At 64.3% G+C, this 26808-nt stretch carries 24 protein-coding genes and 2 pseudogenes; 11 read left to right on the forward strand and 15 right to left on the reverse strand.

Annotated features, from left to right (window positions below; genetic code table 11):
- Positions 1-11: 11 nt before the first annotated feature.
- From soxC to QMZ05_RS08360, 6 genes and pseudogenes are all read right to left on the reverse strand, one after another.
- Complete coding sequence (soxC, locus tag QMZ05_RS08335) at positions 12-1289, reverse strand: sulfite dehydrogenase (protein WP_353700363.1); 1278 nt, start codon at positions 1287-1289, stop codon at positions 12-14.
- 197 nt (positions 1290-1486) lie between these two features.
- Positions 1487-2695, reverse strand: coding sequence for a cytochrome P450 (locus QMZ05_RS08340; RefSeq protein WP_353700364.1), 1209 nt, complete (start codon positions 2693-2695; stop codon positions 1487-1489).
- Between the two features lie 135 nt (positions 2696-2830).
- Positions 2831-3301, reverse strand: a complete 471-nt coding sequence (locus QMZ05_RS08345; RefSeq protein ID WP_353700378.1) for a DUF1801 domain-containing protein — start codon at positions 3299-3301, stop codon at positions 2831-2833.
- Between the two features lie 158 nt (positions 3302-3459).
- A complete protein-coding gene (locus QMZ05_RS08350) occupies positions 3460-4416 on the reverse strand; it encodes a catechol 2,3-dioxygenase (protein ID WP_353700365.1) in 957 nt (318 codons plus the stop codon).
- 151 nt (positions 4417-4567) lie between these two features.
- On the reverse strand, positions 4568-4753 hold the full coding sequence (locus tag QMZ05_RS08355) for a hypothetical protein (protein ID WP_050627033.1): 186 nt from the start codon (positions 4751-4753) through the stop codon (positions 4568-4570).
- A 91-nt stretch (positions 4754-4844) separates the two neighbouring features.
- Positions 4845-6620, reverse strand: a pseudogene (locus QMZ05_RS08360) (EAL domain-containing protein); the annotation flags it as partial.
- 513 nt (positions 6621-7133) lie between these two features.
- Here QMZ05_RS08360 and QMZ05_RS08365 point away from each other — a divergent pair.
- The 3 genes from QMZ05_RS08365 to QMZ05_RS08375 all read left to right on the forward strand — a co-directional run bounded on the left by QMZ05_RS08365 (position 7134) and on the right by QMZ05_RS08375 (position 10099).
- Positions 7134-8882, forward strand: coding sequence for a DUF87 domain-containing protein (locus QMZ05_RS08365; protein WP_353700366.1), 1749 nt, complete (start codon positions 7134-7136; stop codon positions 8880-8882).
- Between the two features lie 111 nt (positions 8883-8993).
- The gene (locus QMZ05_RS08370; protein ID WP_353700367.1) at positions 8994-9572 is read left to right on the forward strand and encodes a peroxidase-related enzyme; all 579 of its coding nucleotides are present in this window, start codon (positions 8994-8996) and stop codon (positions 9570-9572) included.
- 14 nt (positions 9573-9586) lie between these two features.
- Entirely contained in the window at positions 9587-10099 is a 513-nt protein-coding gene (locus QMZ05_RS08375; RefSeq protein ID WP_353700368.1) for an MgtC/SapB family protein, read from the forward strand.
- On the opposite strand, the gene QMZ05_RS08380 is transcribed toward QMZ05_RS08375, so the two are convergent.
- The gene (locus QMZ05_RS08380) at positions 10060-10686 is read right to left on the reverse strand and encodes a ParB-like protein (RefSeq protein WP_353700369.1); all 627 of its coding nucleotides are present in this window, start codon (positions 10684-10686) and stop codon (positions 10060-10062) included. The genes QMZ05_RS08375 and QMZ05_RS08380 overlap by 40 nt on opposite strands.
- Before the next feature lie 112 nt (positions 10687-10798).
- On the opposite strand from QMZ05_RS08380, the gene QMZ05_RS08385 reads away from it, so the two are divergent.
- The 7 genes from QMZ05_RS08385 to QMZ05_RS08415 all read left to right on the forward strand — a co-directional run bounded on the left by QMZ05_RS08385 (position 10799) and on the right by QMZ05_RS08415 (position 16504).
- Positions 10799-11656, forward strand: a complete 858-nt coding sequence (locus QMZ05_RS08385; protein WP_353700370.1) for an ion channel — start codon at positions 10799-10801, stop codon at positions 11654-11656.
- A gap of 87 nt (positions 11657-11743) precedes the next feature.
- The gene (locus QMZ05_RS08390) at positions 11744-12100 is read left to right on the forward strand and encodes a hypothetical protein (protein ID WP_353700379.1); all 357 of its coding nucleotides are present in this window, start codon (positions 11744-11746) and stop codon (positions 12098-12100) included.
- A gap of 182 nt (positions 12101-12282) precedes the next feature.
- A complete protein-coding gene (locus tag QMZ05_RS08395) occupies positions 12283-12582 on the forward strand; it encodes an acyl carrier protein (protein ID WP_050419055.1) in 300 nt (99 codons plus the stop codon).
- Positions 12583-12591: 9 nt separating this feature from the next.
- Positions 12592-13068 (forward strand): 3-hydroxyacyl-ACP dehydratase FabZ family protein, encoded by a 477-nt coding sequence (locus tag QMZ05_RS08400; RefSeq protein ID WP_074129845.1) that lies wholly within the window; start codon positions 12592-12594, stop codon positions 13066-13068.
- Positions 13061-14245: a beta-ketoacyl-ACP synthase gene (locus QMZ05_RS08405; RefSeq protein WP_353700371.1), complete on the forward strand. Its 1185-nt coding sequence runs from the start codon at positions 13061-13063 to the stop codon at positions 14243-14245. Before QMZ05_RS08400 ends, QMZ05_RS08405 begins: the two co-directional genes overlap by 8 nt.
- A 27-nt stretch (positions 14246-14272) precedes the next feature.
- On the forward strand, positions 14273-15550 hold the full coding sequence (locus QMZ05_RS08410) for a beta-ketoacyl-ACP synthase (protein WP_074129843.1): 1278 nt from the start codon (positions 14273-14275) through the stop codon (positions 15548-15550).
- Between the two features lie 18 nt (positions 15551-15568).
- Positions 15569-16504 carry a lipid A biosynthesis lauroyl acyltransferase gene (locus QMZ05_RS08415; protein WP_353700372.1) on the forward strand — a complete coding sequence of 312 codons (936 nt, stop codon included), beginning with the start codon at positions 15569-15571 and terminating at the stop codon, positions 16502-16504.
- Positions 16505-16616: 112 nt separating this feature from the next.
- On the opposite strand, the gene QMZ05_RS08420 is transcribed toward QMZ05_RS08415, so the two are convergent.
- The 7 genes from QMZ05_RS08420 to QMZ05_RS08450 form a co-directional block, all read right to left on the reverse strand.
- Positions 16617-17720, reverse strand: coding sequence for a polyamine ABC transporter substrate-binding protein (locus QMZ05_RS08420; protein ID WP_353700373.1), 1104 nt, complete (start codon positions 17718-17720; stop codon positions 16617-16619).
- A 6-nt stretch (positions 17721-17726) separates the two neighbouring features.
- The gene (locus QMZ05_RS08425) at positions 17727-18896 is read right to left on the reverse strand and encodes an aminotransferase (protein WP_353700374.1); all 1170 of its coding nucleotides are present in this window, start codon (positions 18894-18896) and stop codon (positions 17727-17729) included.
- Positions 18897-18904: 8 nt separating this feature from the next.
- Positions 18905-19234, reverse strand: coding sequence for a rhodanese-like domain-containing protein (locus QMZ05_RS08430; protein WP_353700375.1), 330 nt, complete (start codon positions 19232-19234; stop codon positions 18905-18907).
- Between the two features lie 138 nt (positions 19235-19372).
- Positions 19373-21298, reverse strand: coding sequence for a potassium transporter Kup (locus QMZ05_RS08435; protein ID WP_146984554.1), 1926 nt, complete (start codon positions 21296-21298; stop codon positions 19373-19375).
- A 154-nt stretch (positions 21299-21452) separates the two neighbouring features.
- Positions 21453-23387, reverse strand: coding sequence for a potassium transporter Kup (locus tag QMZ05_RS08440; RefSeq protein WP_353700376.1), 1935 nt, complete (start codon positions 23385-23387; stop codon positions 21453-21455).
- Positions 23388-23501: 114 nt separating this feature from the next.
- Complete coding sequence (locus tag QMZ05_RS08445; RefSeq protein ID WP_279709184.1) at positions 23502-24332, reverse strand: flagellar motor protein MotB; 831 nt, start codon at positions 24330-24332, stop codon at positions 23502-23504.
- A 42-nt stretch (positions 24333-24374) separates the two neighbouring features.
- Positions 24375-25148: a MotA/TolQ/ExbB proton channel family protein gene (locus QMZ05_RS08450; protein ID WP_050418782.1), complete on the reverse strand. Its 774-nt coding sequence runs from the start codon at positions 25146-25148 to the stop codon at positions 24375-24377.
- Positions 25149-25421: 273 nt separating this feature from the next.
- Here QMZ05_RS08450 and QMZ05_RS08455 point away from each other — a divergent pair, with 273 nt between their 5' ends.
- Entirely contained in the window at positions 25422-26399 is a 978-nt protein-coding gene (locus QMZ05_RS08455) for an NADPH:quinone oxidoreductase family protein (protein ID WP_353700377.1), read from the forward strand.
- A gap of 291 nt (positions 26400-26690) precedes the next feature.
- On the opposite strand, the pseudogene QMZ05_RS08460 reads toward QMZ05_RS08455, so the two are convergent.
- Positions 26691-26808, reverse strand: a pseudogene (locus QMZ05_RS08460) (IS630 family transposase); the annotation flags it as partial.

Consider the following 26808-nt stretch of genomic DNA (forward strand, 5'->3'; position numbering starts at 1 on the left):
CCGCCTTCAGGTTACGCCTGGGCATTGGTCACCTCGCCGTTCGCGTCGATGCGCCAGGGCCAGATCGCGTTGTTGTGGTAGAACGAGTTGATACCGCGCACCTTGACCAATTCCGCCAGCGTCGGCTGCGTGTAGCCGGTCTCGTCGATGGCTCGGCTCTGGATCACTGCGGGAGTGCCGTCCCAGTGCCAGGGCAAACGGAAGCGCGTGAGCGCGCGCGTCAGCACCGGCTCCTGAAGCTCCGCCTGCTGCCAGCTCTTGCCCTCGTCGAGCGAGATCTCGACGCTTTTGATCTTGCCGTGGCCGCTCCAGGCGATCCCGGTGATCTCGTGGAAGCCGTGCGTGGTCAGCTTCTGCCCGCCGGACGGCCGCGTGATGATCGACTTGGCTTCCATGTAGAAGGTGAATTCGCGCGACGTGCCGTCGGGCATCGGGTCGGTGTATTTCGATGTCTCCTCGCGCGAATAGGCCGGCTCGGCGGTGACCTTGAGGCGGCGCAGCCACTTCACGTTCATGTTGCCCTCGAAGCCGGGCAGCAACAGGCGCAGCGGATAGCCCTGTTGCGGACGCAGCCGCTCGCCGTTCTGGCTGTAGACCAGCATCGCGTCGTCGAGACACTGCTCGATCGGGATCGAGCGCGTCAGCGCGGCGGCATCGGCGCCTTCGGCGACGATCCATTTGGCGCCCGGCTGCAAGCCTGCTTCGTCGAGCACCGTCTTCAGCGGCACGCCGGTCCATTCCGCGCAGCTCAGCAGGCCGACGAGGTCGGAAGCCGTCTTGCCGTAGGGCTTGGTGTAGACGGGATTGCCGGAGCACTCCAGGAAGTGGATGCGCGATTGCGACGGAAAGCGGCGGATGTCCTCCATCGTGAACACCAGCGGGCGATCGACCATGCCGTGCAGCATCAGCCGGTGCTCGGCCGGATCGATGGTCGGCACGCCGCCATGGTGGCGTTCGTAGAACAGGCCGTTCGGCGTGATGATGCCGTCGAGCTCCTGCAACGGCGTGCGGCCCGAGGCGGAGATATATTGCGGCAGCGTCTTCGAGATGTTCTTGACGACGTCCTTCTCGTGAACCGACGGCGTGCCATAGGGCTGGCTTCCCATCGCCTCGCCAGGCGCTTTCATCCATTCCGGCACGCTGGGCGGAAGATTATTTCCCTGCTCGGCAAGCGCAGGAGAACCGGCAACTCCAGCTATCGCGGAGCCTCCGGCCAATGCCGCACCCGCCTGAAGAAATCGTCTGCGAGACGCCTCTCGCGCGCGCTTGTCCGTCGTGTGTTCGCTCATCGACGTTTTCCTCTGACGTTACCAGAGCATGATCCGGAAAAGCGCGAAGCGGTTTTCCCTAGCGACAAACGCAAAGCGTTTGCGCGGAGATCATGCCAGGACAACAATCCAAAGCGCGATGACGATTCATCGTGCTTTGGTGCAGCCTAGCACCAAACTCCCGAGGCGAGGCAATGGTCGCGCGTGCAGAGCTGCCATCAACTGCCCGCGACGACGGGCAATTTGTCGATCGAGCGGATGCCGGGGCGGCCGCGCCAGTGGATGTGCTCGGGCTTCACCGCGAGCCGGAGATCGGGCCAGCGCGTGAACAGCGCTTGCAGCGCAGATGCCGCCTCGATTCGTGCCAGCTGGTGGCCGAGGCAGAAATGGATTCCGGTCCCGAACGAGACATGCCGGTTCGGCTTGCGTGCGAGATCCATTCGTTCGGGATGCTCATGCGCCGTGGGATCGATATTGGCGGCCGCGATCATCGCCATCACCCGGTCGCCCTTCTTCAGATGAACGCCGCCGAATTCGACGTCGCGCCTGACGTAGCGCGGCTTGGTGAACTGCACCGGCGAGACGAAGCGCAGAAATTCCTCGACCGCGAGGCCGAGGCGGCTCCAGTCAGCTGTGAGCCAGTCGCGCCGCGCAGGGTCCTTGAGCAACTCGAAAACCGATCCGCTGATCAGATGCGTCGTCGTTTCCGACCCCGCACCGAGCAGCAGGAATACCATCGACACCATTTCGTCCGGTGTGATGCGACCGGCTTCCTTCTCGACCTGCACCAGTTCCGCGATCAGCCCCTCGCCGCCTCGCTCGCGCGCGAACTGCAGTTGCTGCGCGAGATACTTTCGCATCTTCGACAGCGAGCCCATCATACGCAGGAAGCTGATCGGGCCTCTGAGCTGCGTCATCGCATTGGCCCAGGCGATGAATGTCGGCCGGTCGGCCAGCGGCAAGCCGAGCAGCTCGCAAATCACCGAGACCGGCAGGATGCGGGCATAGCGCGGGATCAGATCGGCTGGGCTTCCCGCGGCGAACAATTCGTCGGCGAGGCGATCGGCGATGCCGCGGATGTGCGGCTCCATGTCGAGCACCGCGCGGCGGCGGAATGCCTCGTCCACGATGCTGCGCAGCCTCGTGTGATCCGGCTCGTCCATCGTCAGCATGTTGTTGGCGACGGCGGTGACCGACTTCGGCATCCACCAGCGCAGGCCGGCGACTTCACCGTCCTCCTTGCGCAACGTGAAGGTCGCGCTCTCCTTCAGCATCACCGAGGCGGCATCGTAGGTCGTCGTCAGCCAGACCCGGCCGACGATCGGAAACCTGACCTCGACAACCTCGCCGCGGGCACGCAGCATCGCAATGCCGGCGGCAGGATCCCGGTTGAATGTTTCGCTGGAAAAATCCGGCTGCGATGCCATGGCGCCACCTCATGCCGCCGTTCGCGCATCCGGAACATGGTGCGAAATGCCATGTATGCAAGGCCGGGCGCGTTTGCCCCTACGGAACCAGCGGCACAGCGTGGCTTCTGCACGCAGGTCGTTCCATGTGACGGCTCACATCCGTTCGCCGGGCAATCGGCTGGCTTGCTTCACCCAAGCGGTGAACTGGGCTTCGTCGAGCTCGTCGTTCTCGTGAATGTTGAGATAACGCGTATGCTGCTGCTTGGACTCGCCCGGCGGCACCGGACGCAGCGATGCGCCGCGAAAGAACGCCACCTTGATGTAGCGCGTGAAGACATGGATGCCGAGGAACCAGCCTTCGCCTGCCACGCCGTAGAGCGGCGAGTTCCACTTCACCGCCTTGTGCACGCCGGGGACGGCCCGCACGATGAGCGCGTCAAGCTTGCGTCCGACCTCGCTTTTCCACCCCGGCATCGCCGCGATATAGGCTTGCACAGGCGCGTCACCAACCCCCATTGCGATCTGCGGATTGCCGCCCGCGAGCAGACGCGGCTTTGCAGCCCGGCGCGGCGCGGCTGCCTTCTTTGCGCTCTTCGCCGACTTCTTGGAAGTCTTGCCAACCATTGTGCCTGTTTCCACCGATTCACGTCCCGCGCGCCGCGCAGCGTTCGCCCTCTCGACCCGGATCATACGGTTGTGCGTCGATGTTGTCGTCAGTGTCCGCGTCTGAATGTGGCGGCGTATCGACGCGCGCGATCGGTCTTCTCGCCACAGTCCGGCGTCTAGTCGACCACCGGCGGTGTGCCGTGGGTGTGGAACGACTCGATCGTCTTCAACCCCCAGGCCTGGCCCTTCCTGCGCTCCTCCTCGGTCCACACGATCGGCCTCCAGTCCGGCGCGAGGATCAGGCGGGCACCGGCATTGGCGACCTCGACGCGGTTGCCGCCGGGTTCATAGACATAGAGGAAGAAGGTCTGCTGGATCGCGTGCTTGTGCGGCCCGGTCTCGATATGCACGCCGTGCTCGAGGAAAATATCCGCGGCCCGCAGGATCTCCTCGCGGCTGTCGAGGGCATAGGTCACGTGGTGAAACCGGCCGCGCTTGCCGTAGTGATCGCGCGTATAGGCGAAGTCGTAGCTCTTGTTCGACATCGTCATCCACATCGCAGCTTCCGTGCCGTCGTTGAGCACGATCTGCTCGGTGGTACGGCATCCCAGGTAGTTCTCGAAGAACAAGCGATTGGCCTTGATGTCGACCGCGAGGCAGTTGAGATGGTCGAGCCGGCGGACGTTGACGCCGCGGGCCGGAAAGCGCTGCGCCTGGTTCTTCAACGCAGGCTTCAGCCCGGCCGGCGCCTCATACCATTCGGTCTCGTAATAGAGCTCGATGACATGGCCGTCGGGATCGCGGCAGCGGAATGCCGGTCCCTGCCCCATGTCGCCGTCGATCCAGCCGATGTCGAAGCCGGAGCCCTTCAGCGCGGCGACGCGGCGCTCGAGCGCCTGCGGGCTGCGCGCCCGCAGCGCCATGTGCTCCATGCCAGAGGACTTCGATGCGGTCAGCTTCAGCGAATAGCGCTCATAGTCGTCCCAGCCGCGCAGATAGACCGACTCGCCCTGTCGGCCGCTGACCGTCATGCCCATCACATCGACGAAGAACGTCAAGCTCTCGTCGGGCTTCGGCGTCAGCAGCTCCATGTGCCCGAGATGAGCGAGATCGAAGATCGGTTCCGGCTGCATGGGGCGGTCTCCTCGCACGGCGCCACCGACGTCTTTCCGCTCGGGCGAGCGGTGCCGGCGCGATTTGTACTAGTGTACAAAGGATTAGGTCCCGTCAACAAATTATTGGCACCGGCGATCGCAGCCCCGCGGTTGAGGCCAGCCTCCGCGCCTACCCCTTCGACGCCATCACCGGCGCCGCATCGTGCGGCCTGGACATGGTCGCCGACACCGTCAGCGCGACGGCAAGCGCGCACACCATGCAGAGCTTCATCCGCGCCGTGCGGCGATCGGTCATCGGCAGGAAGAAGAAGAACGCGATGGCCAGAACGAGAAGCGCATTCACGAGATAGTACATGGCGGGACCCTCTTGTTGCGTATCAACAAGATGGCCGGCGCTCGCCCGGCATTCCGTGGCCGGAATCACAGAGGGAAAGCTTTGCCTGCGGTCAGGCGACCGAGACGGCATCCTCGCGATGCGAGGACAGCAGCCTGCGGATCTCGACATCAGGCACCGGCCGGCTGAACAGGTAGCCCTGCATCTCGGTACAGCCGAGGGTCCGAAGCAGACTGCGCTGCTGCTCGGTCTCGACGCCCTCGGCGGTCGTCGTCATGTCGCTCGCGGCGGCAATGTTCACGACGGCCTGAACGATCGTGGACGACGCGCCGGTCCCGGCGAGATCCTTGATGAAGGCGCGGTCGATCTTGATCTTGTCGAAGGGGAAGCGCTGCAGATAGCTCAGCGACGAATAGCCGGTGCCGAAATCGTCGAGCGCGATGCGTACGCCGAGCTCGCGCAGCTGATGCAGGATATCGAGCGCGGCCTCGTCGTCGCGGATCAGCACCGCCTCGGTGATCTCGAGCTCGAGCCGCGCGGGCGCGAGCCCCGACGCTGCGAGCGCGGCGGCAACGTTCAGCGCCAGCGTCTGGCTCTTGAACTGGATCGGCGACACGTTGACCGCGACATGGATATGATCCGGCCAGTTCACGGCTTCCCGGCACGCGGTGTTGAGCACCCAGTGTCCGAGATCGTTGATCAGGCCGGTGTCCTCGGCGACCGGGATGAAGTCCGCGGGCGAGATGGTGCCGCGTTCGGGATGGCGCCAGCGCAGCAGCGCCTCGCAGCAGCTGACCCGGCCGTCCCCGAGATGGAGCAGCGGCTGATAGTGCAGCTCGAAGCTGCCCTCGACGATGGCCTGGCGCAATTCGAGCTCCAGGCTGCGCCGCGCCTTGGCGCGCGCGTCCATGCCGGACTCGAAGAACCGATACGTGCGGCGGCCGTCGCTCTTGGCTCCATAGAGCGCGAGGTCGGCGTTGCGCAGCAATTGATCGAGGTCGAGGCCGTCGGAGGGCGCGACCGCGATGCCGATGCTGGCGTCGGTCGTGATCAGGTGCCCGCTGCAATCGATCGGCTGGCGGATGCTCTGGTAGATCGCGGCCAGCAGCTGCATGGTCTGGGTCTGATCGCGGACCGCGGTCTGGATCACGGCAAACTCGTCGCCGCCGAGCCGCGCCGCGACATCGGTTCCCCCGAGGCAGGAGCGCAGGCGATCGGCGATTGCCCTCAGCAGCTCGTCACCGATCTGATGGCCGAGCGCGTCGTTGACGGCTTTGAACTCGTCGATATCGATATACATGACCGCGAGCTGGTCATCCGGCCCTATCGTTCTCAGCGCCTGCTCGAGGCGCTGGCGGAACAGCACACGGTTGGGCAGATCGGTGAGCCCATCATAATGCGCCATGTAGGCGATCTTGTTCTCGGTGCGCGTGCGTTCGGTGACATCCTCGATGGTCGCCACCCACCCGCCCTCCGGCAGCGGCTTGTTGACGATCTCAATCGCGCGGCCGCCCGGTGCCTCTGTCAGCTGACGCGTCGCCTTGCCCAGCTTCACATTGCGGATGATGGCATCGCAGAACGCGTCGACGTCGCCGTCAAACGAGCCGGTCTCCTGCCGGTGCGCGATCAGCCGCTGCATGGTGCAGCCCGGTTTCGCCACGTCGGGCGAAAGCCCGAACATCTCGATGTAGGGACTGTTGCAGATGATGATGCGCGCCGACGCATCGTAGAGCACGAGCCCCTGCGGAATGTTGTTGACGGCCGTCATGAGATTGCGGCGTTCAGTCGCGAGCCGCTCGTCCGAGACCTGGTGCCGCTTCAGCAGCAGGAAAACGATCACGGCCATGATCGCAAACGCCGCCATCAGCAGGCCTTCGCGCTCGCTCCATTGCGCGGTCGCGCTTCCGAGCAGGCTACCGACGAGCAGGCCGGCACAGAACGCCAGTCCCTTGGTCGAACCGGCGTCGGCATTTCCTGGCGATGAATTGCGGTGTTCGATGCGCACGCTGATCTCTCCCGAGCGCGGCATCGTTACGCAGCACAGATGGAAAGGTCGTTACAACTCGCAGTTAGCAATCGGTTACGCGATACCTGGAGCCAACGCACAACACATTGCGCCGAACCTCCGTAAAGCTACGGAGCCGCCGCTGCACTCCTCCAAGATGGTGAATTCCACATTAACGGGCAAACCGTGAAACCAACGCTTCTGTGCCGGAAAGCGACGATTTCGCCGCCGATGCGCGCGACGGAGCACAATCTCACGTCACGATAGAAACAAATCGTCACCGGGAAGGTGTAGATTTAGCCGATGCCGAACCCCGGCGACTTAACGGTTTTTCCAATCCCGGGCGGGCATATTGGTCCGGTCATTTAGATTTCGAGAACGAGCCAGGCTGGAACTGTGACACCTTTCGGACGCGTGATCTCTGTGCGCGGCTCGCAGGCCCGGGTGGGGCTGCTGGCGGGCGGCCAGATGCAACTTTCAGAAATGCGCGCGACCGTCGGCCGGTTCGTCAGCATCCGCTGCGCGAGCTCGGTCATCGTTGCCATGATCACCGAAGTCACGTGCGAGCACCTGCCGCCGTCCGACGAGTACATGGCGACCGCCTCGGTCGACCTGCTCGGCGAAATCCTCGGCGGCGACCGCCCGAAATTCCAGCGCGGCGTCACCCACTATCCGACCATCGGCGACAGCACCGACCTGATCACCAACCAGGAGCTGCGCACGGTCTATGCGCCGAGCGGCTCGGACCAGATCAATGTCGGCACGCTGCAGCAGGATCGCTCGGTCATCGCCTATGTCGATGTCGAGGAAATGCTCTCCAAGCACTTCGCGGTGCTCGGCTCGACCGGCGTCGGCAAATCCACCGGCGTGTCGCTGCTGCTCAACGAGATCCTGAAGTCGCGGCCGAACCTGCGCATCTTCCTGCTCGACGTGCACAATGAATACGGCCGCTGCTTCGGCGAGCGCGCGCAGGTGCTCAACCCGCGAAACCTGAAGCTGCCGTTCTGGCTGTTCAACTTCGAAGAGATCGTCGACGTGCTGTTCGGCGGCCGGCCCGGCGTGCCCGAAGAGCTAGACATCCTCGCCGAAGTGATCCCGATGGCGAAGGGCATCTATACCCAGTACCAGAACTCCGACCGGGTCGGTCTCGGACTGAAGCGCATTGACCCGAAGCAGGTCGGCTACACCGTCGACACGCCGGTGCCCTATCGCCTCGTCGACCTGATCTCGCTGATCGACGAGCGCATGGGCAAGCTCGAGAACCGCTCCTCGCGCATCATCTATCACAAGCTGATCTCGCGCATCGACGCGGTGCGCAACGATCCGCGCTACGCCTTCATGTTCGACAATGCCAATGTCGGCGGCGATACCATGGCGGAGGTGATCAGCCATCTGTTCCGCCTGCCCGCCAACGGCAAGCCGATGACCATCATGCAGCTCGCGGGCTTCCCGGCCGAAGTCGTCGATTCCGTGGTCTCGGTGCTGTGCCGCATGGCGTTCGATTTCGGGCTGTGGAGCGACGGCGTCTCGCCGATGCTGTTCGTCTGCGAGGAAGCGCACCGTTACGCCTCCGCCGACCGCAATATCGGCTTCGGGCCGACCCGCAAGGCGGTGTCGCGCATCGCCAAGGAAGGCCGCAAATACGGCGTCTATCTCGGCCTGATCACCCAGCGCCCGGCCGAGCTCGACGCCACCATCATCTCCCAGTGCAACACGCTGTTCACGATGCGGCTCGCCAACGACCGCGACCAGGCGCTGCTGCGCTCCGCGGTGTCGGATGCTGCCGCCAATCTGCTGTCGTTCGTGCCCTCGCTCGGCACTCGCGAAGTGCTGGCGTTCGGCGAAGGCGTGGCGCTGCCGACCCGGCTGCGCTTCAAGGAGGTGCCGCCGCACCAGCTGCCGCGCGGCGAGGCCACCATCGCAACGGTGCCGTCGGTCACCGCCGGCCACGACATGCATTTCGTCAGCGCCGTCCTGGAGCGCTGGCGCGGCGCTACCTCGCATCGGGATTCGCCGAGCGGCGACGCCAATTTCAACAATCCGCCGCCGGCGCGGACCATGGCGCCCGCCGAGGCGCCGATGCTGCAGCCGTCACTCGGTCTCGATCCGGATCGCTTCTCGCTGCTGAAGAAGCCGCTGCGCTAGCCGCATTTCGCCAGGATTCTGCCAAGGCGCGCCGATGCGGCTTGCGCCCGACCCGTCATCCTCTATGGTTTGCCGTGACGCCGCATCCATGCGGCATGCCGGAACCATCTCATGACGCAGCCGACCGCCAAACGCTTCGCAACGCCCGCTCTCGACAAGCTCCCCGAGGATATCCGCAACCGCATCCTGGCGGTGCAGGAAAAATCCGGCTTCGTGCCGAACGTCTTCCTCACTCTGGCCTATCGCCCCGACGAGTTTCGCGCCTTCTTTGCCTATCACGACGCGCTGATGGAAAAGGACTCCGGCCTCTCCAAGGCCGAGCGCGAGATGATCGTGGTGGCGACCAGCGCCGCCAACCAGTGCCAATATTGCGCGATCGCCCATGGCGCCATCCTGCGCATCCGCGCCAAAAATCCGCAGATAGCGGACCAGATCGCGGTCAACTACCGCAAGGCCGACATCACGCCGCGACAGCGCGCGATGCTCGATTTCGCCATGAAGGTGAGCCGCGCGGCCGAGGAGGTCTCAGAGGCGGACTTCGCCGCGCTCGCCGCCCACGGCTTTAGCGACGACGATGTCTGGGATATCGCCGCGGTCGCGGCCTTCTTCGCGCTCTCCAACCGGCTCGCGAACGTCACTGGCATGCGGCCGAACGACGAGTTCTACATGCTCGGCCGGCAGCCGAAGTAGTAGTAGAGGACGCCTTGGCAGACTGGAGCGAGATCATCCTGCGTCTCGGCGCTGCCATGCTGGCGGGTGGCGCGATCGGGCTCGACCGCGACCTGCGCGGCAAGCCGATAGGCCTGAAGACGCTCGGCCTCGTCAGCCTCTCAACCGCCACGGTTGTGCTGCTGGCCTTGCATGGGGTCGATCCCGGCAAATTCACCGATGCCGTCAGCCGCGTGGTCCAGGGCGTGCTGACCGGGATCGGCTTTCTCGGCGCCGGCGTGATCGTCCGGCGGGGCGACCAATATCACGTCCATGGCCTGACCAGCGCCGCATGCGCGTTCTTCGCCGCATGCGTCGGGATTGTCTGCGGCGCCGGACATTGGCCGATCGTCCTCACCGCGCTCGTGCTGGCATTCCTGCTGCTGACCTTCGGCAAGCGGACCGAGCGGTGGCTGCACCACGCGCTCGGCGGCAAGGAAGATCAGCACGGGCCGGAGGCCTCCCCTCGTCAGTCGTCGGATGCCGGCCCGCACCAGCCGGGCAAATAGACCGCGTCCTTGCTGCGGCCGAGCGCCAGACCCTTCTCCAGCGCTTTGGCGAAATTGTTCTCCACCGTCTTGCGCGGGATGTGGCGGCGCAGGAAATCGGCCCACAGGAATTCGCTGAACGGCGTCGTGTCCTTGGCGAAACCGCCGGCCCGGCGCATTTCGCCGGCAAGGCTGCGGAACGGATCGTCCCTGAGATCCTTGATCGACTTCGGAATGTCCCTGAAGTGCCGCCGCTCACCCTTGGAATCGTAGGGATAGACCCAGCGCTTGTTGTCCATCACGCCCCAGAACACGTCACGCTCGACCATGGTGAGATCCCCGATCACCGTGACCAGGATGTCCTTGACGCCTTCTTCGTGCAGCGCCCGCGCCATGTGATGGTGGTCGACCACGTAGTAGCGATCGTCGGGGCCATGGACCACCGGGATCATGTGCTTGCCCAGAAGTTCGGCGCGCTTCTTGTCCGACTTGTGCTCGCGCCAGCGCTTCCGCTTCTCCTTCACCTCGTGCATGCCGACCGTCATCTGGGTCGGTCGTAGCGACATGATCGGGACCGGTTTGACGTAAGGCTCGCGCGTATGGGCCATGAATTTGTACTCCCGTTTGACCGGCACTCCGGAATGGGTTCCATTATGACATGATGTCTCAGGCAGACGAAAGAGCCGGTTCGGCGGAATGGCTTTGAGAGCAAGCGAACGCGTGAAGGCACGCACCGTCCGCCTCGGCAACCGCGAGGTGGTGACCGAGGGGTTGGAGCTCAGCTTCTGGGCAGACATCAGCCACCGCTGCATGACCGCATCGTGGCCCGCCTTTATCGGCGGCGCAGCATTGGTGTTCATCACCTTCAACGGCCTCTTCGCGCTGCTCTACTGGCTCGGCGATCATCCGATCGCCAACGTGCCTGACGGCCAATACATCGACTACCTCTATTTCAGCATCGAAACACTCTCGACCGCCGGCTACGGCGACATGCACCCGCAGACCCATTACGGGTACTTCATCGCCGCCATCGAGCTCTTCACCGGCATCTTCTCGATGTCGCTGATGACCGGGCTGATCTTCGCCCGCTTCTCGCGGCCGAGCGCGCGCCTGCTGTTCGCCGACAACCCCGTGATCTCGGACCATGAGGGCGAGCGGACGCTGATGATCCGCCTTGCCAACGAGCGGCACAATATCATCGCCAACGCCACCGCGCGGCTGTGGCTGTTCAAGAACGACCTCAGCAAGGAAGGCATGGCCTATCGCCGGTTCTTCGAGCTGCCGCTCGCGCGCAGCGAAAGCCCGGCATTGGCACTGAGCTGGACCCTGTTTCATGTGATCGACAAGGACAGCCCGCTGCACGGCCTCAACGCGGAAGACCTGGAAGCAATCAATGCCGGGCTGGGCCTCATCGTGTCGGGCTATGACGACGTTGCAGCGCAAACTGTGCACGCGCGAAAATCCTACGAACATTCCGATATCCGTTTCGGACATCGCTATGCCGAAATCCTGCGCGCGACCGACGACGGCCGTCTTAAGATCGACTACAGTCGGTTCCACGAGACGATCGAAGCATGAATACCACCTCTGCGGGTATCAAGATTTTAGGTGTGAAACGCGCCGAACATGCTAAACATGAGTGGCGACGCGACCGGACTGACAACAGTGAAGACGCAGCGGCCAATTTCCTCGGATGACGAGCACGTGGTGCTCAAATTCCGGCCGCGTACCTCGGCGCAGCCGCCCGGCAAGCGCGAGGACTCTATCCGGACGGCCCGTCCGGCTTCCGTCGCTCCCGTTTCCGTCGCCAACGACCTCTCCCGCTACGAGAAGCCGCGCGAGGAGCCGGATGACTTCCGCCAGCGCATGCTCGCCAACATCGCCGCCTTTGCCTTCACCGTGGCGCTCACGGCGATCGGCATCTGGCTTGCCATGAGCATCGCCGATTTGCGCAAGACCCAGGATTGCGTGCTGATGGGCCGCCGGGATTGCGCGAAGATTACGGTGATGCCGCGCACCTAGGCTGGCAGGAACCGTGCCCAAAAACCGTCCTTGCGAGGCCGGCCAAGCTCCATTGAACTAACGGCCCTGCTCCGATATACGGGCACACGACTCCCGGCAGCAGCAATAGGGCATTCCGGGGCAACGCGCCCGCCTCCTCCGAGTCGACCCGGAATTACCTTCAATATATCAAAGGCTTAATGATGTCCTCCACATTCGAGCAGATCGCCAACATTATCGCGGAGACCTGCGACATCCCGCGCGATACGATCAAGCCGGAGAGCCACGCGATCGACGATCTGGGGATCGACAGCCTCGACTTCCTGGACATCGCCTTTGCCATCGACAAGGCCTTCGGGATCAAGATGCCGCTCGAGAAGTGGACCCAGGAGGTCAACGACGGCAAGGCCACGACGGAGCAGTACTTCGTGTTGCAGAATCTCGCCGACCGCATCGACGAGCTGGTCGCGGCCAAGAACGCGGGCGCGGGCTCGGCCTCGTAATCGCCCGCCATGCAGCTTGAAACTTTTCAGCTGATCGATCGGATCGTCGACCTCAACCTCGACGCAAGGACCATTGTTGTCGAGGCGGACGTCCCGCCGGACAGCCATTCGGTGTTCGCTGGGCATTTCCCGGGCTACCCGATCATGCCCGGCGTACTGCTCACCGAAGCGATGGCGCAGAGCTCGGGCTGGCTGATCCTTGGTCTGACCAAGTTCGAGCGCATGCCCTTCCTCGCCATGGTCAAGGAAGCCAAGATGCGTGGCTTCGTCAGCCCCGGTTCGACCCTGACGATCGAAGCCAAGATCGAGCACGAGGGTTCAGGCTTCACCGTGACCTCGGCGAAGGTCCGCGTCGGCAAGGAGCTCAAATGCAATGCCGAGCTGACCTTCCGTCATATCCCCTTCCCCAGCCCGGACTTGCGCGTGCACATGGATGCGATGGCCACCAAGATCGGGTTTCCGCAGCAGGCAATGAGTAATGGCTGAGAAGGAAGTCTGGATCACCGGCGTCGGTCTGCTCTCCTCGCTTGGCGAGGGGCTGGATGCGCATTGGCAGGCGCTCGGTGAAAAGCGCGTCAATGCCGACGACAAGCGCCTCGCGCCATACGTGATCCATCCGATCGCGCCAGTGAGCTTCGACGCCCAGATCCCGAAGAAGGGCGATCAGCGTCAGATGGAGACGTGGCAGCGCATCGGCACCTATGCCGCCGGGCTGGCACTCGATTCCGCTGGCGTCAAAGGCAATCAGGAAATCCTGTCGCGGATGGACATGATCATCGCTGCCGGTGGCGGCGAGCGTGACCTCAATGTCGACCTCGCGATCATGAATGCCGATGCGCAGGGCATGCTGCCGCCCGCTTTGCTCAACGAGAAACTGATGAACGAGCTGCGCCCGACGCTGTTCCTGGCGCAGCTCTCCAATCTGCTCGCCGGCAACATCGCGATCGTTCACGGCGTCTGCGGGACGTCGCGCACCTTCATGGGCGAGGAAGCCTCGAGCATCGACGCCGCGCGGATCGCGGTCGCACGCATCGGCGCCGGACAGAGCGACATCGCGCTGGTCGGCGCGGCGCACAACGGCGATCGCGGCGACCTCTTGATGCTTTATTCGTTCGGCGACTTCGCCCTCAAGGATCAATACGCGCCGGTCTGGGCTCGTAGGAACCACCCGGGCTTCGCGATCGGCTCCGCCGGCGCCTTCCTGGTGATGGAATCGCGCGAGCACGCCGAGGCGCGCGGCGCCAAGCCGTACGCCAAGCTGACCAAGGTGGTCGCCGATCTTGCCAAGCGCAAGCAGCCCGGCGCTGTGACGAAGTCGCTGCAGGCGATGTGGCCGCAGCTCGGGGTCAGCAACGACAACGCCATGCTGATCACGGGCGCGACCGGCGCCGAGCCTGCCACCGCCGAAGAGCGCGAATTCCTCGGGCAGCATCTCGGCCTTGCCGTGCGCGCCACGGGGACGACCTTTGGGCACACCATGGAGGCCCAGTTCCCGCTCGGGCTCGCGCTGGCCGCGCTGTCGATTTCCCGCGGCGCGCTCTATCCTGCCAACGACCCGACCGGGCTGGAGGTTGAAAAGACCGAAGCGCCAACCCAGATTGTCGTGTTGGGGGTCGGCCACTGGCAGGGCGAAGGCATGGCACTGGTCGAGGCCGTCAAGTAATTCGGCGCAAGCACCGACGGGGACACCATGACAGCACCACGCGATAAATTCGGCCGACCGATCGTCGTCGTGACCGGCATGGGAATCGTGACGTCGCTCGGCGGCGGCAAGACCGACAATTGGAAGCGCCTCACCGCGGGCGAGTCCGGCATCAAGACCGTGACGCGCTTCCCGCTCGACAGTCTGAAGACGACGATGGCCGGCGCCGTCGATTTCGTCACCGTCGATCCGTTCTCCTCGACCAGTCTGTCGCAACGTCTGGCGGAGATCGCGACCGAAGAGGCGCTGGAGCAATCCGGCATCGGCAGCAAGGGCGACTTCCCCGGCCCGCTGTTTCTCGCGGTCGCGCCGATCGAGACCGAGTGGCCGCAGCGGCTCGAAATCGCGCGCGAGGTTCCGACCAAGGACTTTGGCATCATCGATTATCTGGCGACCTGCAGCGGCGGCAAGTTTGCGCACTTCCACCGGCGCTTCACCTTCGGTTCGGTCGCGCTCAACCTCGCCGAGACCTTCGGCACCAAGGGGTCGCCGATCTCGCTCTCGACGGCTTGCGCGTCCGGCGCGACCGCGATCCAGCTCGGCGTCGAGGCGATCCGCCGCGGCGAAACCGATGCAACGCTGTGCGTCGCGACCGACGGCTCGGTCAATCCCGAAGCCATGGTGCGCTTCTCGCTGCTCTCGGCTCTCTCGACCCAGAACGATCCGCCCCAGGGCGCCTCAAAGCCGTTCTCGAAGAACCGCGACGGCTTCGTGATGGCCGAAGGCGCCGGCGCGCTGGTGCTGGAGAGCTACGAGGCCGCGATGGCGCGCGGCGCGCGTATCCTGGGCGTCGTCGCCGGCTGCGGCGAGCTCACCGACTCCTTCCATCGCACCCGCTCGGCCCCGGACGGCAAACCGGCGATCGGCTGCGTGCGCAAGACGCTCGCGGATGCCGGGATGGAGCCCGAGCAGATCGACCACATCAACGCGCACGGCACCTCGACGCCGGAAAACGACAAGATGGAATATCTTGCCACCTCGGCCGTGTTCGGCGAACACACCAAAAACATTCCGGTGTCGTCGAACAAGTCGATGGTCGGCCACACCATTTCGGCCGCCGGCGCAGTCGAGGCGATCTTCTCGCTGCTCACGCTCGAGCATCAGCGGATTCCGCCGACGATCAATTACGAGGTGCCCGATCCCGCGATCCCGTTCGACGTGGTCGGCAACAAGGCGCGCGACGCCAAGGTGACCGCCGTGATGTCGAACTCGTTCGGATTTGGCGGACAGAACGCTTCGCTGATCCTGACGCGCGAGCCGGCTTAGGCCCGCGCCCTCGCCTCGATGAAACGCCTGATCCTCCGCACCAGGGCGCAGCTGCGTGACGCTGCCAAGCCCGTGGCCAACGTTGCCATTGGCGCGTTGACGACCGGCCTCTTGCGCACCACGCGCTATTTCGATCCGGAGAAGACCGCACGATTCTTCGGCCACGCCGCGCATTTCATCGGCCGCCGGCTGCGTGAAGATCGCATCGGCCGCGAAAACCTCAAGGCCGCCTTCCCGGAGAAGTCACCGCAGGAGATTGAAGAGATCCTGACTGGCGTCTGGCACAACCTCGGACGCATCGGCGCCGAATTCGCGCATATCGACCGCATCTGGGACCATGATCCCCAGAATCCCGACAGGCCGGGCCGCGTCGAGTTCTCGGCGCGCAGCAAGCAGCTGTTCGACCAGCTGCGTGACGACGGCAAGCCGGCCCTGTTCTTCGCCGCGCATCTCGGCAACTGGGAGCTCTCGCCCATTGCCGCCGCAGCGCATGGGCTCGACGCGACCATCCTGTTCCGGCGGCCGAACATCGAGGCCGCCGACCGCGCCATCGAACGCATCCGCGCCGTCAACCTCGGCACGCTGGTCCCGGCCGGCCGCGACGCGCCGCTCAAGCTGGCGCAGGCGCTGAAGAACGGCCAGCACGTCGCGATGCTGGTCGACCAGTATTTGACCAACGGTGTTCCCGTCACCTTCTTCGGTCGCAAGACCACCGCGAACCCGCTGCTGGCGCGGCTGCGCCGGCAGATCGATTGCCCGATCCACGGCACGCGGATCATCCGCCTGCCCGACGGCCGCTTCCGCGGCGAAGTCACCGAGGAAGTGAAACCGGTGTTCGACGCATCCGGGCAGATCGACATCCAGGGCACGATGCAGGCGATCACCGACATCGTCGAGGGCTGGGTCCGCGAATATCCGGATCAATGGCTCTGGCTGCACCGGCGCTGGCGGTAAGGCTTGTCGCAAATCCAACCGCGTCATTGCGAGCGAAGCGAAGCAATCCATTCGACCGTTTGCGAAGCTTTGGATTGCTTCGTCGCTACGCTCCTCGCAATGACGGATAGACCTATTTCCCGGTCTTCACCCTCGTCCACAGCCGGTTGATGATCCGCTGCGTCGCCGGATCGCGCGCCGTGATCACGAACAGCTTCTTCTGCATCGCCTCGTCGGGATAGATATTCTTGTCGTTGAAGATCTTCGGATCGATCAGCTTCTGGCTCGCCAGATTGCCGTTGGCGTAGGACAGGAAGTTCGAATTCTTCGCCGCGACCTCGGGACGGTAGAGGTAGTTGATCAGCTCATAGGCCTCCGTGACGTTCTTCGCATCCGCGGGGATCGCGAGATTGTCGAAGAACATCTGCGCGCCGCCCTTCGGGATCGTGTAGCCGATCTCGACGCCGGTCTTGGCTTCCGCCGCCCGGCTGCGCGCCTGCATGATGTCGCCGGACCATCCGACCACGAAGCAGATCTCGCCGGAGGCCAGCGCGCTGAGATATTCGGACGAATGGAATTTGCGCACATAGGGCCGGATCTTGATGACGAGATCCGCGGCCTTCTCGAGGTCCGCCTGCTTGGTCGAGTTCGGATCGAGACCGAGATAGCTCAGCGCCGCCGGCAGGATGTCGTCGGCGGAGTCCAGCATGTGGATGCCGCAATCCCTGAACTTGGCGAGGTTCTCCGGCTTGAACACCATGTCCCAGCTGTCGATCCTCGCGTCAGGACCGAGGATCTTCTCCGCCATCTTCACATTGTAGCCGATGCCGGTGGTGCCCCACATGTAGTTGGCGCCGTAATTGTTGCCGGGATCGTAGGTCGCAAGCTGCTTCGTCACGACGGGCCATGCATTGGCAAGGTTCGGCAGCTTCGACTTGTCGAGCTTGAGGAACACTTTCGCGGTGATCTGGCGCTGCAGGAAGTAGCCGGTCGGCACCACGACATCGTAGCCCGACTTGCCGGCGAGCAGCCGGGTCTCCAGCGTCTCGTTGGCGTCGAACGTGTCGTAGACGACCTTGATGCCGGTTTCCTTGGTGAAGTCCTCGAGGACATCGGGCGCCATGTAGTTCGACCAGTTGTAGAAGTTGACCGTGCGCTCCTCCGCGCTGGCCGAGGCAGCGAGCAACAGAACCGTGGCGATCGTACCGACGAGGCTGACGAGACGACGGCTCTGCATTCTGGTCTACCTCTTGCGACGATGGACGGCGTCGGACAGCCGCTCGAGCGCGGTGTCGAGCGTCGAGTCCTTCTTGGCGAAACAGAACCGCACCACCGACGTCACCGCATCCTGCTCGTAAAACGCCGACACCGGAATAGCCGCGACCTTGTAATCCCTTACAATTCGCCAGCAGAACTCCGCATCGGTCTCGTTGAGGCCGAGCGGCGACAGGTCGACGGTGAGGAAATACGTTCCCTGCGACTTCAGCACCGGAAAGCCGATGCTCTCCAATCCCTTCGTCAGACGGTCGCGGCTCCGCGCCATGTCCTTGCGCATGTCGAAGAAATAATCGTCCGGCTTGCCGAGACCATAGGCGACGGCGGCCTGCAGATTCGGCGCCGTCGTGAAGGTCAGGAACTGGTGCACCTTCGCGGCGACGCGCAGCAGCGGCGGCGCAGCGCAGACGAAGCCGATCTTCCACCCCGTCAGCGAGAAGATCTTGCCGGCGCTGCCGACCTTGATGGTGCGGTCGCGCATCCCCGGTATCGTGATCAGCGGGATATGTTCGCGGCCGTCGAACACGACGTGCTCCCAGACCTCGTCGCAGATCGCGACCACGTCGAACTCCTGGCAGAACCGTGCCAGCAGTTCGAGGTCCTCGCGCGGATAGACTACAGCCGCGGGGTTGAGCGGATTGTTGAACAGCACCGCCTTGGTCTTGTGGTTGAAGGCGCTGCGCAGCATCTCCTCGTTCAGCCGCCACTCCGGCGGCTCGAGCCGCAACAAGCGCGGAATGCCGCCGGCCTGGCGGATGATCGGCAGATAGGAATCATAGACCGGCTGGAAGCACACCACCTCGTCGCCCGGCTCGACCACGGAGAGGATCGAGGACGTCAGCGCCTCGGTGCCGCCGGAAGTGACCATCACCTCGGTCATCGGATCGAGCTTGAGCCCGTGCCAGTGGCCGTAATGCGATGCGATCGCCTGGCGCAGTTCCGGAATGCCCATCATCGACGGATACTGGTTGTAGCCGTTGATGGAGGCATCCGCGGCGGCGCGGCGGATATCCTCCGGTCCGGGATCGTCGGGAAAGCCCTGGCCAAGATTGATGGCGTTGTTGTCGCGCGCAGCCTGCGACATCGCCTCGAAGATGGTGACGGGAAGGTCTGCGAAGACCTTGTTCATGGAGGTCATGTCAGGGATCAGCCGCCCGTCTTGGTCGGCAATCCCGCCGCCTTCCAGCCGATGATGCCGCCCGCCAGATGCTTGTCATAGGGCAGGCCCGCGGCCTGGGCGGCCAGCGAGGCCGTCACCGAGCGCTTGCCGGAACGGCAGGCGAACACCACCTGCTTCTCTTTCGGATCGGGAATCGCCGCCGGATCGAACGTCGACAGCGGCACCACGACGCCATCGGGATAGGCCTCGACGGCAACCTCGTTGGGCTCGCGGACGTCGACCAGGAGATAGCGGCCTTCCGCTATGCCCTTCGACACCTCGTCCGGAAACAAATCTTCCACCTTGTGGTCCGCCACGGAAATATCCTCCCGACTATTCGATTGGCGAGCGTCACGCGGCCCGCCGGTCCGGGCCGCAAAGTCGCCTCTCACGCCGAGAAAATCAAGCGCCCGAAACGGGTTAGATGCCGCGCCGAAAACGCGGGATCGAGGCTCCTAGATCGTGACCTGCGTGCCGACCTCGACCACCCGCCCGGTCGGGATCTGGAAATAGTCGGTGGCATCGTTCGACGAGCGGCTCAGCGCGATGAACAGATGGTCCTGCCAGCTCGGCATGCCCGAATGCGCCGCCGGCTTCAGCGCGCGGCGGGACAGGAAGAACGAGGTCGACATGATGTCGAACTGCCAGCCGAGCTTGCGGGCGATCGCCAGCGTCTTCGGCACGTTGGGCTGCTCCATGAAGCCGAATTTCAGCGTCACCTTGGAGAAGGTCTCGGTCAGCTGCTCCATCCGCACCCGCTCGGACGGATCGATGCGCGGCGTCTGCGCGGTCTCGATGGTGAGGATGACGTTCTTCTCGTGCAGCACCTTGTAGTGCTTGAGACTGTGCATCAGCGCGGTCGGCGCGCTGACGGGATCGCTGGTCAGGAACACCGCGGTGCCGGAGACGCGCTGCGGCGGCCGCTTCTCGAGCATCGCGACGAGATCGGCGAGCGGGAATTCCAGCTTGCGCGACTTCTCGAACAGCAGCCGGCTGCCGCGCCGCCACGTGTACATCACCACGATCATGGCCCCGCCGAGCGCCAGCGGCACCCAGCCGCCCTCGAACACTTTGAGCAGGTTGGCGGCCAGGAACGTGATGTCGAGGAACAGGAACGGCGCAACCAGCGCTGCGGCGGCGACCGGCGACCATCGCCAGACACGCCAGATCACCACAAAGCCCATCATCGCCGTCACCACCATGGTGCCGGTCACCGAGATGCCGTAGGCCGACGCCAGCGCGCTCGACGAGCGGAACATCAGCACCAGCACGATGACCGCGATGAACAGGAAGCGGTTGATGCGCGGCATGTAGATCTGGCCGGAATGGGCTTCGGAGGTGTGACGGATCTCGAACCGCGGCATCAAGCCGAGCTGGATCGCCTGTCGGGTCAGCGAATAGGCGCCGGTGATGACCGCCTGGCTCGCGATCACGGTCGCCAGGGTCGCAAGCGCGACCATCGGGATCAGCGCCCAGTCCGGGAACATCAGGAAGAACGGGTTCTCGATGCCCTGAGGATTACCGATCAAGAGCGCGCCCTGCCCGAGATAGTTCAGCGCCAGCGACGGCAGCACGATGAACAGCCACGCGGTCTGGATCGGGCGTTTGCCGAAATGGCCGAGGTCGGCATAGAGCGCCTCCGCGCCGGTCACGGCGAGGAACACCGCGCCGAGGGTGATGAAGCCGATCACGCCATGATGCAGCATGAACGACACCGCAAGGATCGGGTTGAGCGCGTAAAGCACCTCGGGATGCCGCACGATCTGCGGCAGCGCCGCGATCGCGATCACGGCGAACCAGACACACATCACCGGGCCGAAGAAGGCCGCGACGCGCGCGGTGCCGCGCGACTGCACCGCGAACAGGACGACCAGGATCACCACCGTAAGCGGGACGACGTATGGATCGAATGTCGAGGTGACGAGCTTGATACCCTCGATCGCGGACAGCACCGAAAGCGCCGGCGTGATCACGGCATCGCCATAGAACAGCGCACCGCTGATGATGCCGAGCAGCACGATGGCGCCGGCGCCCTTGGTGGCCACGCGCTGCGCCAGCGCCATCAGCGCCAGCGTGCCGCCCTCGCCATTGTTGTCGGCGCGGAGCAGGATCACGACGTATTTCAGCGTGACGACCACGATCAGCGCCCACAGGATCAGCGACACCACGCCGAGCACCGCATGCGCCGTCACACCGCCCTCGCCGCCGGCCGCCGCCACGACGGCTTCGCGCAGCGCGTACAGCGGGCTGGTGCCGATGTCGCCATAGACGACACCGATGCTGCCGAGCATCAGCGCCTTGAAGGTGGCGGTTGAATGCGCCTCGCCATGGCCATTTGCCGCGGGCGTTTCCGCCGCGGTGATCGCACTCTCGGATGACATGGGAAGCTGCGCCTCTGTCTTCTGCCGCACTGCACAATGCCGGGTTGCAGGCCTATACTCCCGGCAGGAATGCATAGGTTAGCACGGATTCAGGCCTCCACTATGCGTAACACGCATAGATCACGGCTTTTCAACGCCGGAATTCGCTGTTGGCTCAAATAGTTACCTGGGTACCCACTTCAACCACCCGGCCGGTCGGGATCTGGAAATAGTCGGTGGCATCGTTGGCGGACCGGCTCATCGCGATGAACAGATGGTCCTGCCACTGCGGCATCCCGGACTGGGCCGACGGCTTCAGCGAACGGCGCGAGACGAAGAACGAGGTCGACATGATGTCGAACTGCCAGCCGAGCTTGCGCGCGACTGCGAGCGCCTTCGGCACGTTCGGCGATTCCATGTAGCCGAAGCGCAGCCGCACCGCGGTGAACTTGTCGCTGACCTTCTCCATGTTGACGCGCTCCGACAGGTCGACGCGCGGCGTCGGTGCGGTCTCGATGGTCAGGATCACGTTGTGCTCGTGCAGCACCTTGTTGTGCTTGAGATTGTGCAGCAGCGCGGTCGGCACGAAGCTGGGGTCGCTGGTCAGGAACACCGCGGTGCCCTTGACGATGTGCGGCGGCCGCTTCTCCAGACTGTGGATCAGGTCGCGCAGCGGCACCTCGATGCGGCGGGTCTTGGCGATCAGGATCGCGGCGCCGCGCCGCCAGGTCCAGATCATCGTCGCCATGACGACACCGAACAGCAGCGGCACCCAGGCGCCCTCGAACAGCTTCAGCAGGTTGGCGCTGAAGAAGGTCATGTCGACGATCACGAACGGCAGGATCAACGCGGCGGCCGACGCCACGCGCCAATTCCACAACTTCCAGATCACGATGAAGCCCATGATGCCGTCGGCGACCATCGTGGTGGAAACCGCGATGCCGTAGGCCGAGGCGAGCCCGCTCGAGGTGCGGAACAGCAGCACCAGCAGCAGCACGCCGATCAACAGCAGCCGGTTGACCCGCGGCAGATAGATCTGCCCGGCATGGGTCTCGGAGGTGTAGCGGACTTCGAAGCGCGGCAAGAGCCCAAGCTGCACCGCCTGGCTGATCAGCGAATAGGCGCCGGTGATGACCGCCTGGCTCGCGATCACGGTCGCCGCGGTGGCGAGTCCGATCAGCGGCAGCAGCAGCACGTCGGGCACCATGCGATAGAACGAGTTCTCGATTGCGGCCGGATCGGACAGCACCAGCGCGCCCTGCCCGAAATAGTTCAGCAGCAGCGAGGGCAGCACGAAGAACAGCCAGCCGGACTGGATCGGCTTGCGGCCGAAATGCCCGAGATCGGCGTACAGCGCCTCGCCGCCGGTCACCGCGAGGAACACCGCGCCCAAGGTCACCAGGCCGACGGTGCCGTGGGTCAGCATGAACTGGATCGCGTAATAGGGATTGATCGCCGCCAGCACCGACGGATCGTCCATGATGTGGACGACCCCCATCACCGCGAGCGAGGCGAACCACACCACCATGACCGGCCCGAACGCGGAGGCGACGCGCGCGGTCCCGTTGCGCTGCACGGCGAACAGCACGACCAGGATCAGGATCGTCAGCGGCACCACATAGTGCTCGAGGTGTGGCGTCGCGAGCTTGAGGCCCTCGACCGCCGACAGCACCGAGATCGCCGGCGTGATCATGGAATCGCCGATGAACATCGAAGCGCCGACCACGCCGAGCGCGAGCAGCGGCCAGCTGCGCCGTCCGATCGCGCGCTGGCCGAGCGCCATCAGCGACAGCGTGCCGCCCTCGCCATTGTTGTCGGCGCGCAGCAGCAGCAGCACATATTTCGCGGTAACGACGGTGAACAGCGCCCACAGGATCAGGCTGAGCACCCCTAACACCATGATGCGGGTGACCGGCTGGCCGTGCGCGGCGCCGCCGACCGCCTCGCGGAATGCGTAGAGCGGCGAGGTTCCGATATCGCCGAACACCACCCCGATGCTGCCCAGCGTCAGGGCCCAGAAGCCGGAGGTGGCATGGCCTGCTCCTTGGCCTGTGCCTTGACCCGCGCCTTGGGCTTCCTGGGCTTCGGTGGATGAGACGCTGACAGCCATGGCGAGGTTGGAACGCCCGATCGGTTGATTTTGATCCGCGCGGCTATCGACGCTTCCGCCCCGCCTGTCAACCAACCAACACGACTAGCTCGACGGTAGCATGGTATTTTGCGGCTACGGCTTCAGATCCGGCGGCAATGGTGGATTTTCCCGCATCAACGTGATGGTCACGCGACGGTTCGCCGGCAGCGTCGGATCGTCGGGAAACAGCGGCTGGCCGTCGGCCTTGCCGGAAACCGCGAAAATGTGCGACGGCGGCAGCCCTTCCCGCTCCAGGATCTGCCGCACCGCGTTGGCACGGTCCGCGGACAGGTCGAAGGCGTCGTAATCGCTGCGCGCCGGCACGAAGCCTGCGGCTGTATGCCCCACGATCGCGATCCGCAGCGGTGTCGCCTTCAGCGGCGCGGCGAGCTTCTGGATCAGCCGGCGGGTGCGCTCATACGGCTCTCTGGAACCGTCGGCGAACATCGAGCGGCCGTCCTGGTCGACGATCTCGAGATTGAGCCCCTCCTTGGTCTCCTCGAACATGATGTTCTTGGAGATCTCGGTCAGTTCCGGCATGTCCTGCAGCGCCTGCCGCAGCGAGGCGGAGGCGAGCGCGAATTCGCGGTCGATCTTCAGCCGCGCGCCGTTGATCTGGCTGCGCTCCTTTTCGTCCGGCGTCGGATTGGCCGAAGAGTCCTCCGGCGAGATGTGCTCGACATTCTTCAGCTTCGGCCGGGTCGGTAGGCCGTCGGACTCGACGATGCCGGAATAGCGCACATTGGTCTGCACGCCGAAGGCGTCGCGCATCGAGCCGGCGACGATTTTCAGCTTGTTGTTGTCCATGGTCGAGAACGCGACGAGCATCACGAAGAAGCTCATCATCAGGCCCATCAGGTCGGCAAAGGTCACGAACCAGCCGTGACCTCCGGTATGGGCGTCGCCGCGCTTTTTCTTGGCCATTGTCGCGTTTTTCCGGCTGCGTTTTCCGAAGTCGCCGGCCTATCAGGCCGGAACCGGCTCGCCTTCCTCGTGGCGATGCTTCTCCGGCAGATAGGCCAGCAGCATCTCGCGCACCAGCGCCGGGCTCTTGGAGTCGCGGATCATCAGGATGCCGTCGATGATCAGCGTGCGGTTGGTCTCCTCGTCGAGCAGCTTGCCGTGCAGCTTGTCGGCGATCGGCAGGCAGAACAGGTTGGCAACCAGCGCGCCGTACAGCGTCGCGAGCAGCGCGGTCGCCATGAACGGGCCGAGCTTGGAGGGGTCGGTCATGTTGGCGAACATCTGCACCATGCCGATCAGCGTGCCGATCATGCCGAAGGCCGGCGCGCAGTCGCCGATCGCGCGATAGATCTTGCTGCCCTCGTCGAGGTGCATCAGGAAATTGTCGCGGTCGCGCTCCATGTTGTCGCGGATGAATTCGAGGTCATAACCGTCGGCGACGTAGCGGATACCCTTGGCGAGGAACGGCTCGTCGGTCTCGACCTTTTCCAGGCCGACCGGGCCCTGCTTGCGGGCGATCTCGGCGATGCGGGCGAGCTCCTCGACGAGGTCGCGCGCCGACAGCCGGCTCATCGTGAAGGCAAACTTGGCGCCGAGCGGCAGGCCATGCAGCATCACGCCGAGCGGAAAGCGGATCATCGTCGCTGCAATCGAACCACCGAAGATGATGATCATGGCATGTTCGGAAATGAACATGTGCAGGTCGCCGCCCATGAACATCATCACCGCGATGACGATGATGCCGGCCAGCAGCCCGGCGCCTGTCATGATATCCATGAAAAACTCCAACGCGAACGCAACCCGCCTGTCCTGGACGGCGCACAGCCCAAGGCGGGCCGCGTGGAAAAACCCTAACGTTAATGCGCTTAAGGACGCGTTACCGAATTTGGTAGGGATAACAACGGGTAAACGCCGGCAATTTCGCGATGTCGTTGAAGATGTTGGCTTTCTGCTCGGACCGCCGCCGCGCGATGCGCAAAAGCCCTCCCCGTAGAACAACGGACATGAGATAGCTTGGTGCAGAGGAAACGAACCAGTGAGCAGGACAGAATGAAGGCGGTCGTCGTCGAGCAATATGCACCCATCGATCAGATCGGGCTGAAGGAGATCGCCACCCCCGAACCGGGACCGGGACAGATCCGCGTCCGGGTCCACGCCGCGAGCATCGGCTTCGTCGATGGGCTGAAAGTCGAGGGCCGCTACCAGACCAAGGATGCCCTGCCCTTTACGCCCGGTGCGGAATTCGCCGGCGTGGTGGATGCGATCGCGAGCGATGTCACCGGCATCACCCCGGGCATGCGGGTGATGGGCGCGGCGCGCTCGGGCGCGCTCGCCGAGCACATCGCGGTGCCGCCTGAGGCCGTCGAGATCATGCCCGACGGATTGTCGATGGAAGCCGCCGCGGCCTTCCGCACCAACTACCTCACTGCGCTGTATGCGCTCGGCGAACGCGGCGCGCTCAAGGCCGGCGAACAGTTGCTTGTGCTCGGTGCCGCCGGCGGCACCGGCGTCGCCGCGATCCAGGTCGGAAAGCTGCTCGGCGCGCGCGTCATTGCCGCGGCCTCGAGCGAGGAGAAGCGCAGTTTCGCTGCAAGCTTCGGCGCCGATGCCGTCGTCGACTACACGAAGGCCGATTGGCGCGACGCGCTGAAGGATGCGACCGGCGGCCAGGGTCCCGATGTGATCTTCGATCCGGTCGGCGGCGAGGTCTCGCTGCAGGCGTTCCGCTCGATTGCCTGGAACGGCCGTCATGTCGTGGTCGGCTTTGCCGCCGGCAGCATTCCTGCCTTGCCGTTCAATCTGCCGCTGCTGAAGGGCGGCCTCCTGATCGGCGTCGATGCCGCCCAGATCGCGCGCCGCGAACCCGCGGCGCAGGCGCGCGTGATGACGCAATTGTCGACGTGGCTGAACGAGGGCCGCCTGACGCCGGTTGTCGGCAAGGTGTTCGCGTTTGACGATTTCCGTGCAGCATTCACGACCATGCAGACCCGCGCCGCGCTCGGCAAGATGGTGGTGCGGATCGGGTAGCGGGAGAAACAAATTGTTGATGTTGTCCTGGCGGAAGCCGGGACGACGGTGAGGATGGCTCTCGATTCAAGACGTCAAGCCGCGCGGTGTCATCACCCGCAGCATCCGGGCGATGACAGGTGTAGTTGGGGACAAGATTTTCTCCACGCGTCGTCCCTGCGAAAGCAGGGACCCATACTCCGCGGCGGATGAGGTGAATCGGACTCATCGTCCCAGCATCGCTCAACAATGACCATCGGTGGTTGTGGGTCCCTGCTCCCGTGCGCAATTGCGCACTAAAGCGTGATGGCATTAGGTTCGATAGCCTGAATTTTCGAGGTAGTTCGCGCATTCCTCTGGGGTGAATGCTGTCAGGACTTCACCGATGGCGGCGCAGACGGCGTCGACGGTTCTGGCGGCGGCCTTTCGC

This window comes from Bradyrhizobium sp. INPA03-11B (assembly GCF_040446015.1).
Lineage (GTDB): Bacteria > Pseudomonadota > Alphaproteobacteria > Rhizobiales > Xanthobacteraceae > Bradyrhizobium > Bradyrhizobium macuxiense_A.

What these genes read in the sequence shown, in the direction of transcription:
- QMZ05_RS08455 (WP_353700377.1), top strand. Translation starts at nt 25,422, where the DNA reads ATGAAGGCGGTCGTCGTCGAGCAATATGCACCCATCGATCAGATCGGG.
- QMZ05_RS08445 (WP_279709184.1), bottom strand. Translation starts at nt 24,332, where the DNA reads ATGGCCAAGAAAAAGCGCGGCGACGCCCATACCGGAGGTCACGGCTGG.
- QMZ05_RS08355 (WP_050627033.1), bottom strand. Translation starts at nt 4,753, where the DNA reads ATGTACTATCTCGTGAATGCGCTTCTCGTTCTGGCCATCGCGTTCTTC.
- soxC (WP_353700363.1), bottom strand. Translation starts at nt 1,289, where the DNA reads ATGAGCGAACACACGACGGACAAGCGCGCGCGAGAGGCGTCTCGCAGA.
- QMZ05_RS08405 (WP_353700371.1), top strand. Translation starts at nt 13,061, where the DNA reads ATGGCTGAGAAGGAAGTCTGGATCACCGGCGTCGGTCTGCTCTCCTCG.
- QMZ05_RS08345 (WP_353700378.1), bottom strand. Translation starts at nt 3,301, where the DNA reads ATGGTTGGCAAGACTTCCAAGAAGTCGGCGAAGAGCGCAAAGAAGGCA.
- QMZ05_RS08380 (WP_353700369.1), bottom strand. Translation starts at nt 10,686, where the DNA reads ATGGCCCATACGCGCGAGCCTTACGTCAAACCGGTCCCGATCATGTCG.
- QMZ05_RS08370 (WP_353700367.1), top strand. Translation starts at nt 8,994, where the DNA reads ATGACGCAGCCGACCGCCAAACGCTTCGCAACGCCCGCTCTCGACAAG.
- QMZ05_RS08415 (WP_353700372.1), top strand. Translation starts at nt 15,569, where the DNA reads ATGAAACGCCTGATCCTCCGCACCAGGGCGCAGCTGCGTGACGCTGCC.
- QMZ05_RS08410 (WP_074129843.1), top strand. Translation starts at nt 14,273, where the DNA reads ATGACAGCACCACGCGATAAATTCGGCCGACCGATCGTCGTCGTGACC.
- QMZ05_RS08400 (WP_074129845.1), top strand. Translation starts at nt 12,592, where the DNA reads ATGCAGCTTGAAACTTTTCAGCTGATCGATCGGATCGTCGACCTCAAC.
- QMZ05_RS08435 (WP_146984554.1), bottom strand. Translation starts at nt 21,298, where the DNA reads ATGTCATCCGAGAGTGCGATCACCGCGGCGGAAACGCCCGCGGCAAAT.
- QMZ05_RS08425 (WP_353700374.1), bottom strand. Translation starts at nt 18,896, where the DNA reads ATGACCTCCATGAACAAGGTCTTCGCAGACCTTCCCGTCACCATCTTC.
- QMZ05_RS08340 (WP_353700364.1), bottom strand. Translation starts at nt 2,695, where the DNA reads ATGGCATCGCAGCCGGATTTTTCCAGCGAAACATTCAACCGGGATCCT.
- QMZ05_RS08420 (WP_353700373.1), bottom strand. Translation starts at nt 17,720, where the DNA reads ATGCAGAGCCGTCGTCTCGTCAGCCTCGTCGGTACGATCGCCACGGTT.
- QMZ05_RS08350 (WP_353700365.1), bottom strand. Translation starts at nt 4,416, where the DNA reads ATGCAGCCGGAACCGATCTTCGATCTCGCTCATCTCGGGCACATGGAG.
- QMZ05_RS08440 (WP_353700376.1), bottom strand. Translation starts at nt 23,387, where the DNA reads ATGGCTGTCAGCGTCTCATCCACCGAAGCCCAGGAAGCCCAAGGCGCG.
- QMZ05_RS08450 (WP_050418782.1), bottom strand. Translation starts at nt 25,148, where the DNA reads ATGGATATCATGACAGGCGCCGGGCTGCTGGCCGGCATCATCGTCATC.
- QMZ05_RS08395 (WP_050419055.1), top strand. Translation starts at nt 12,283, where the DNA reads ATGTCCTCCACATTCGAGCAGATCGCCAACATTATCGCGGAGACCTGC.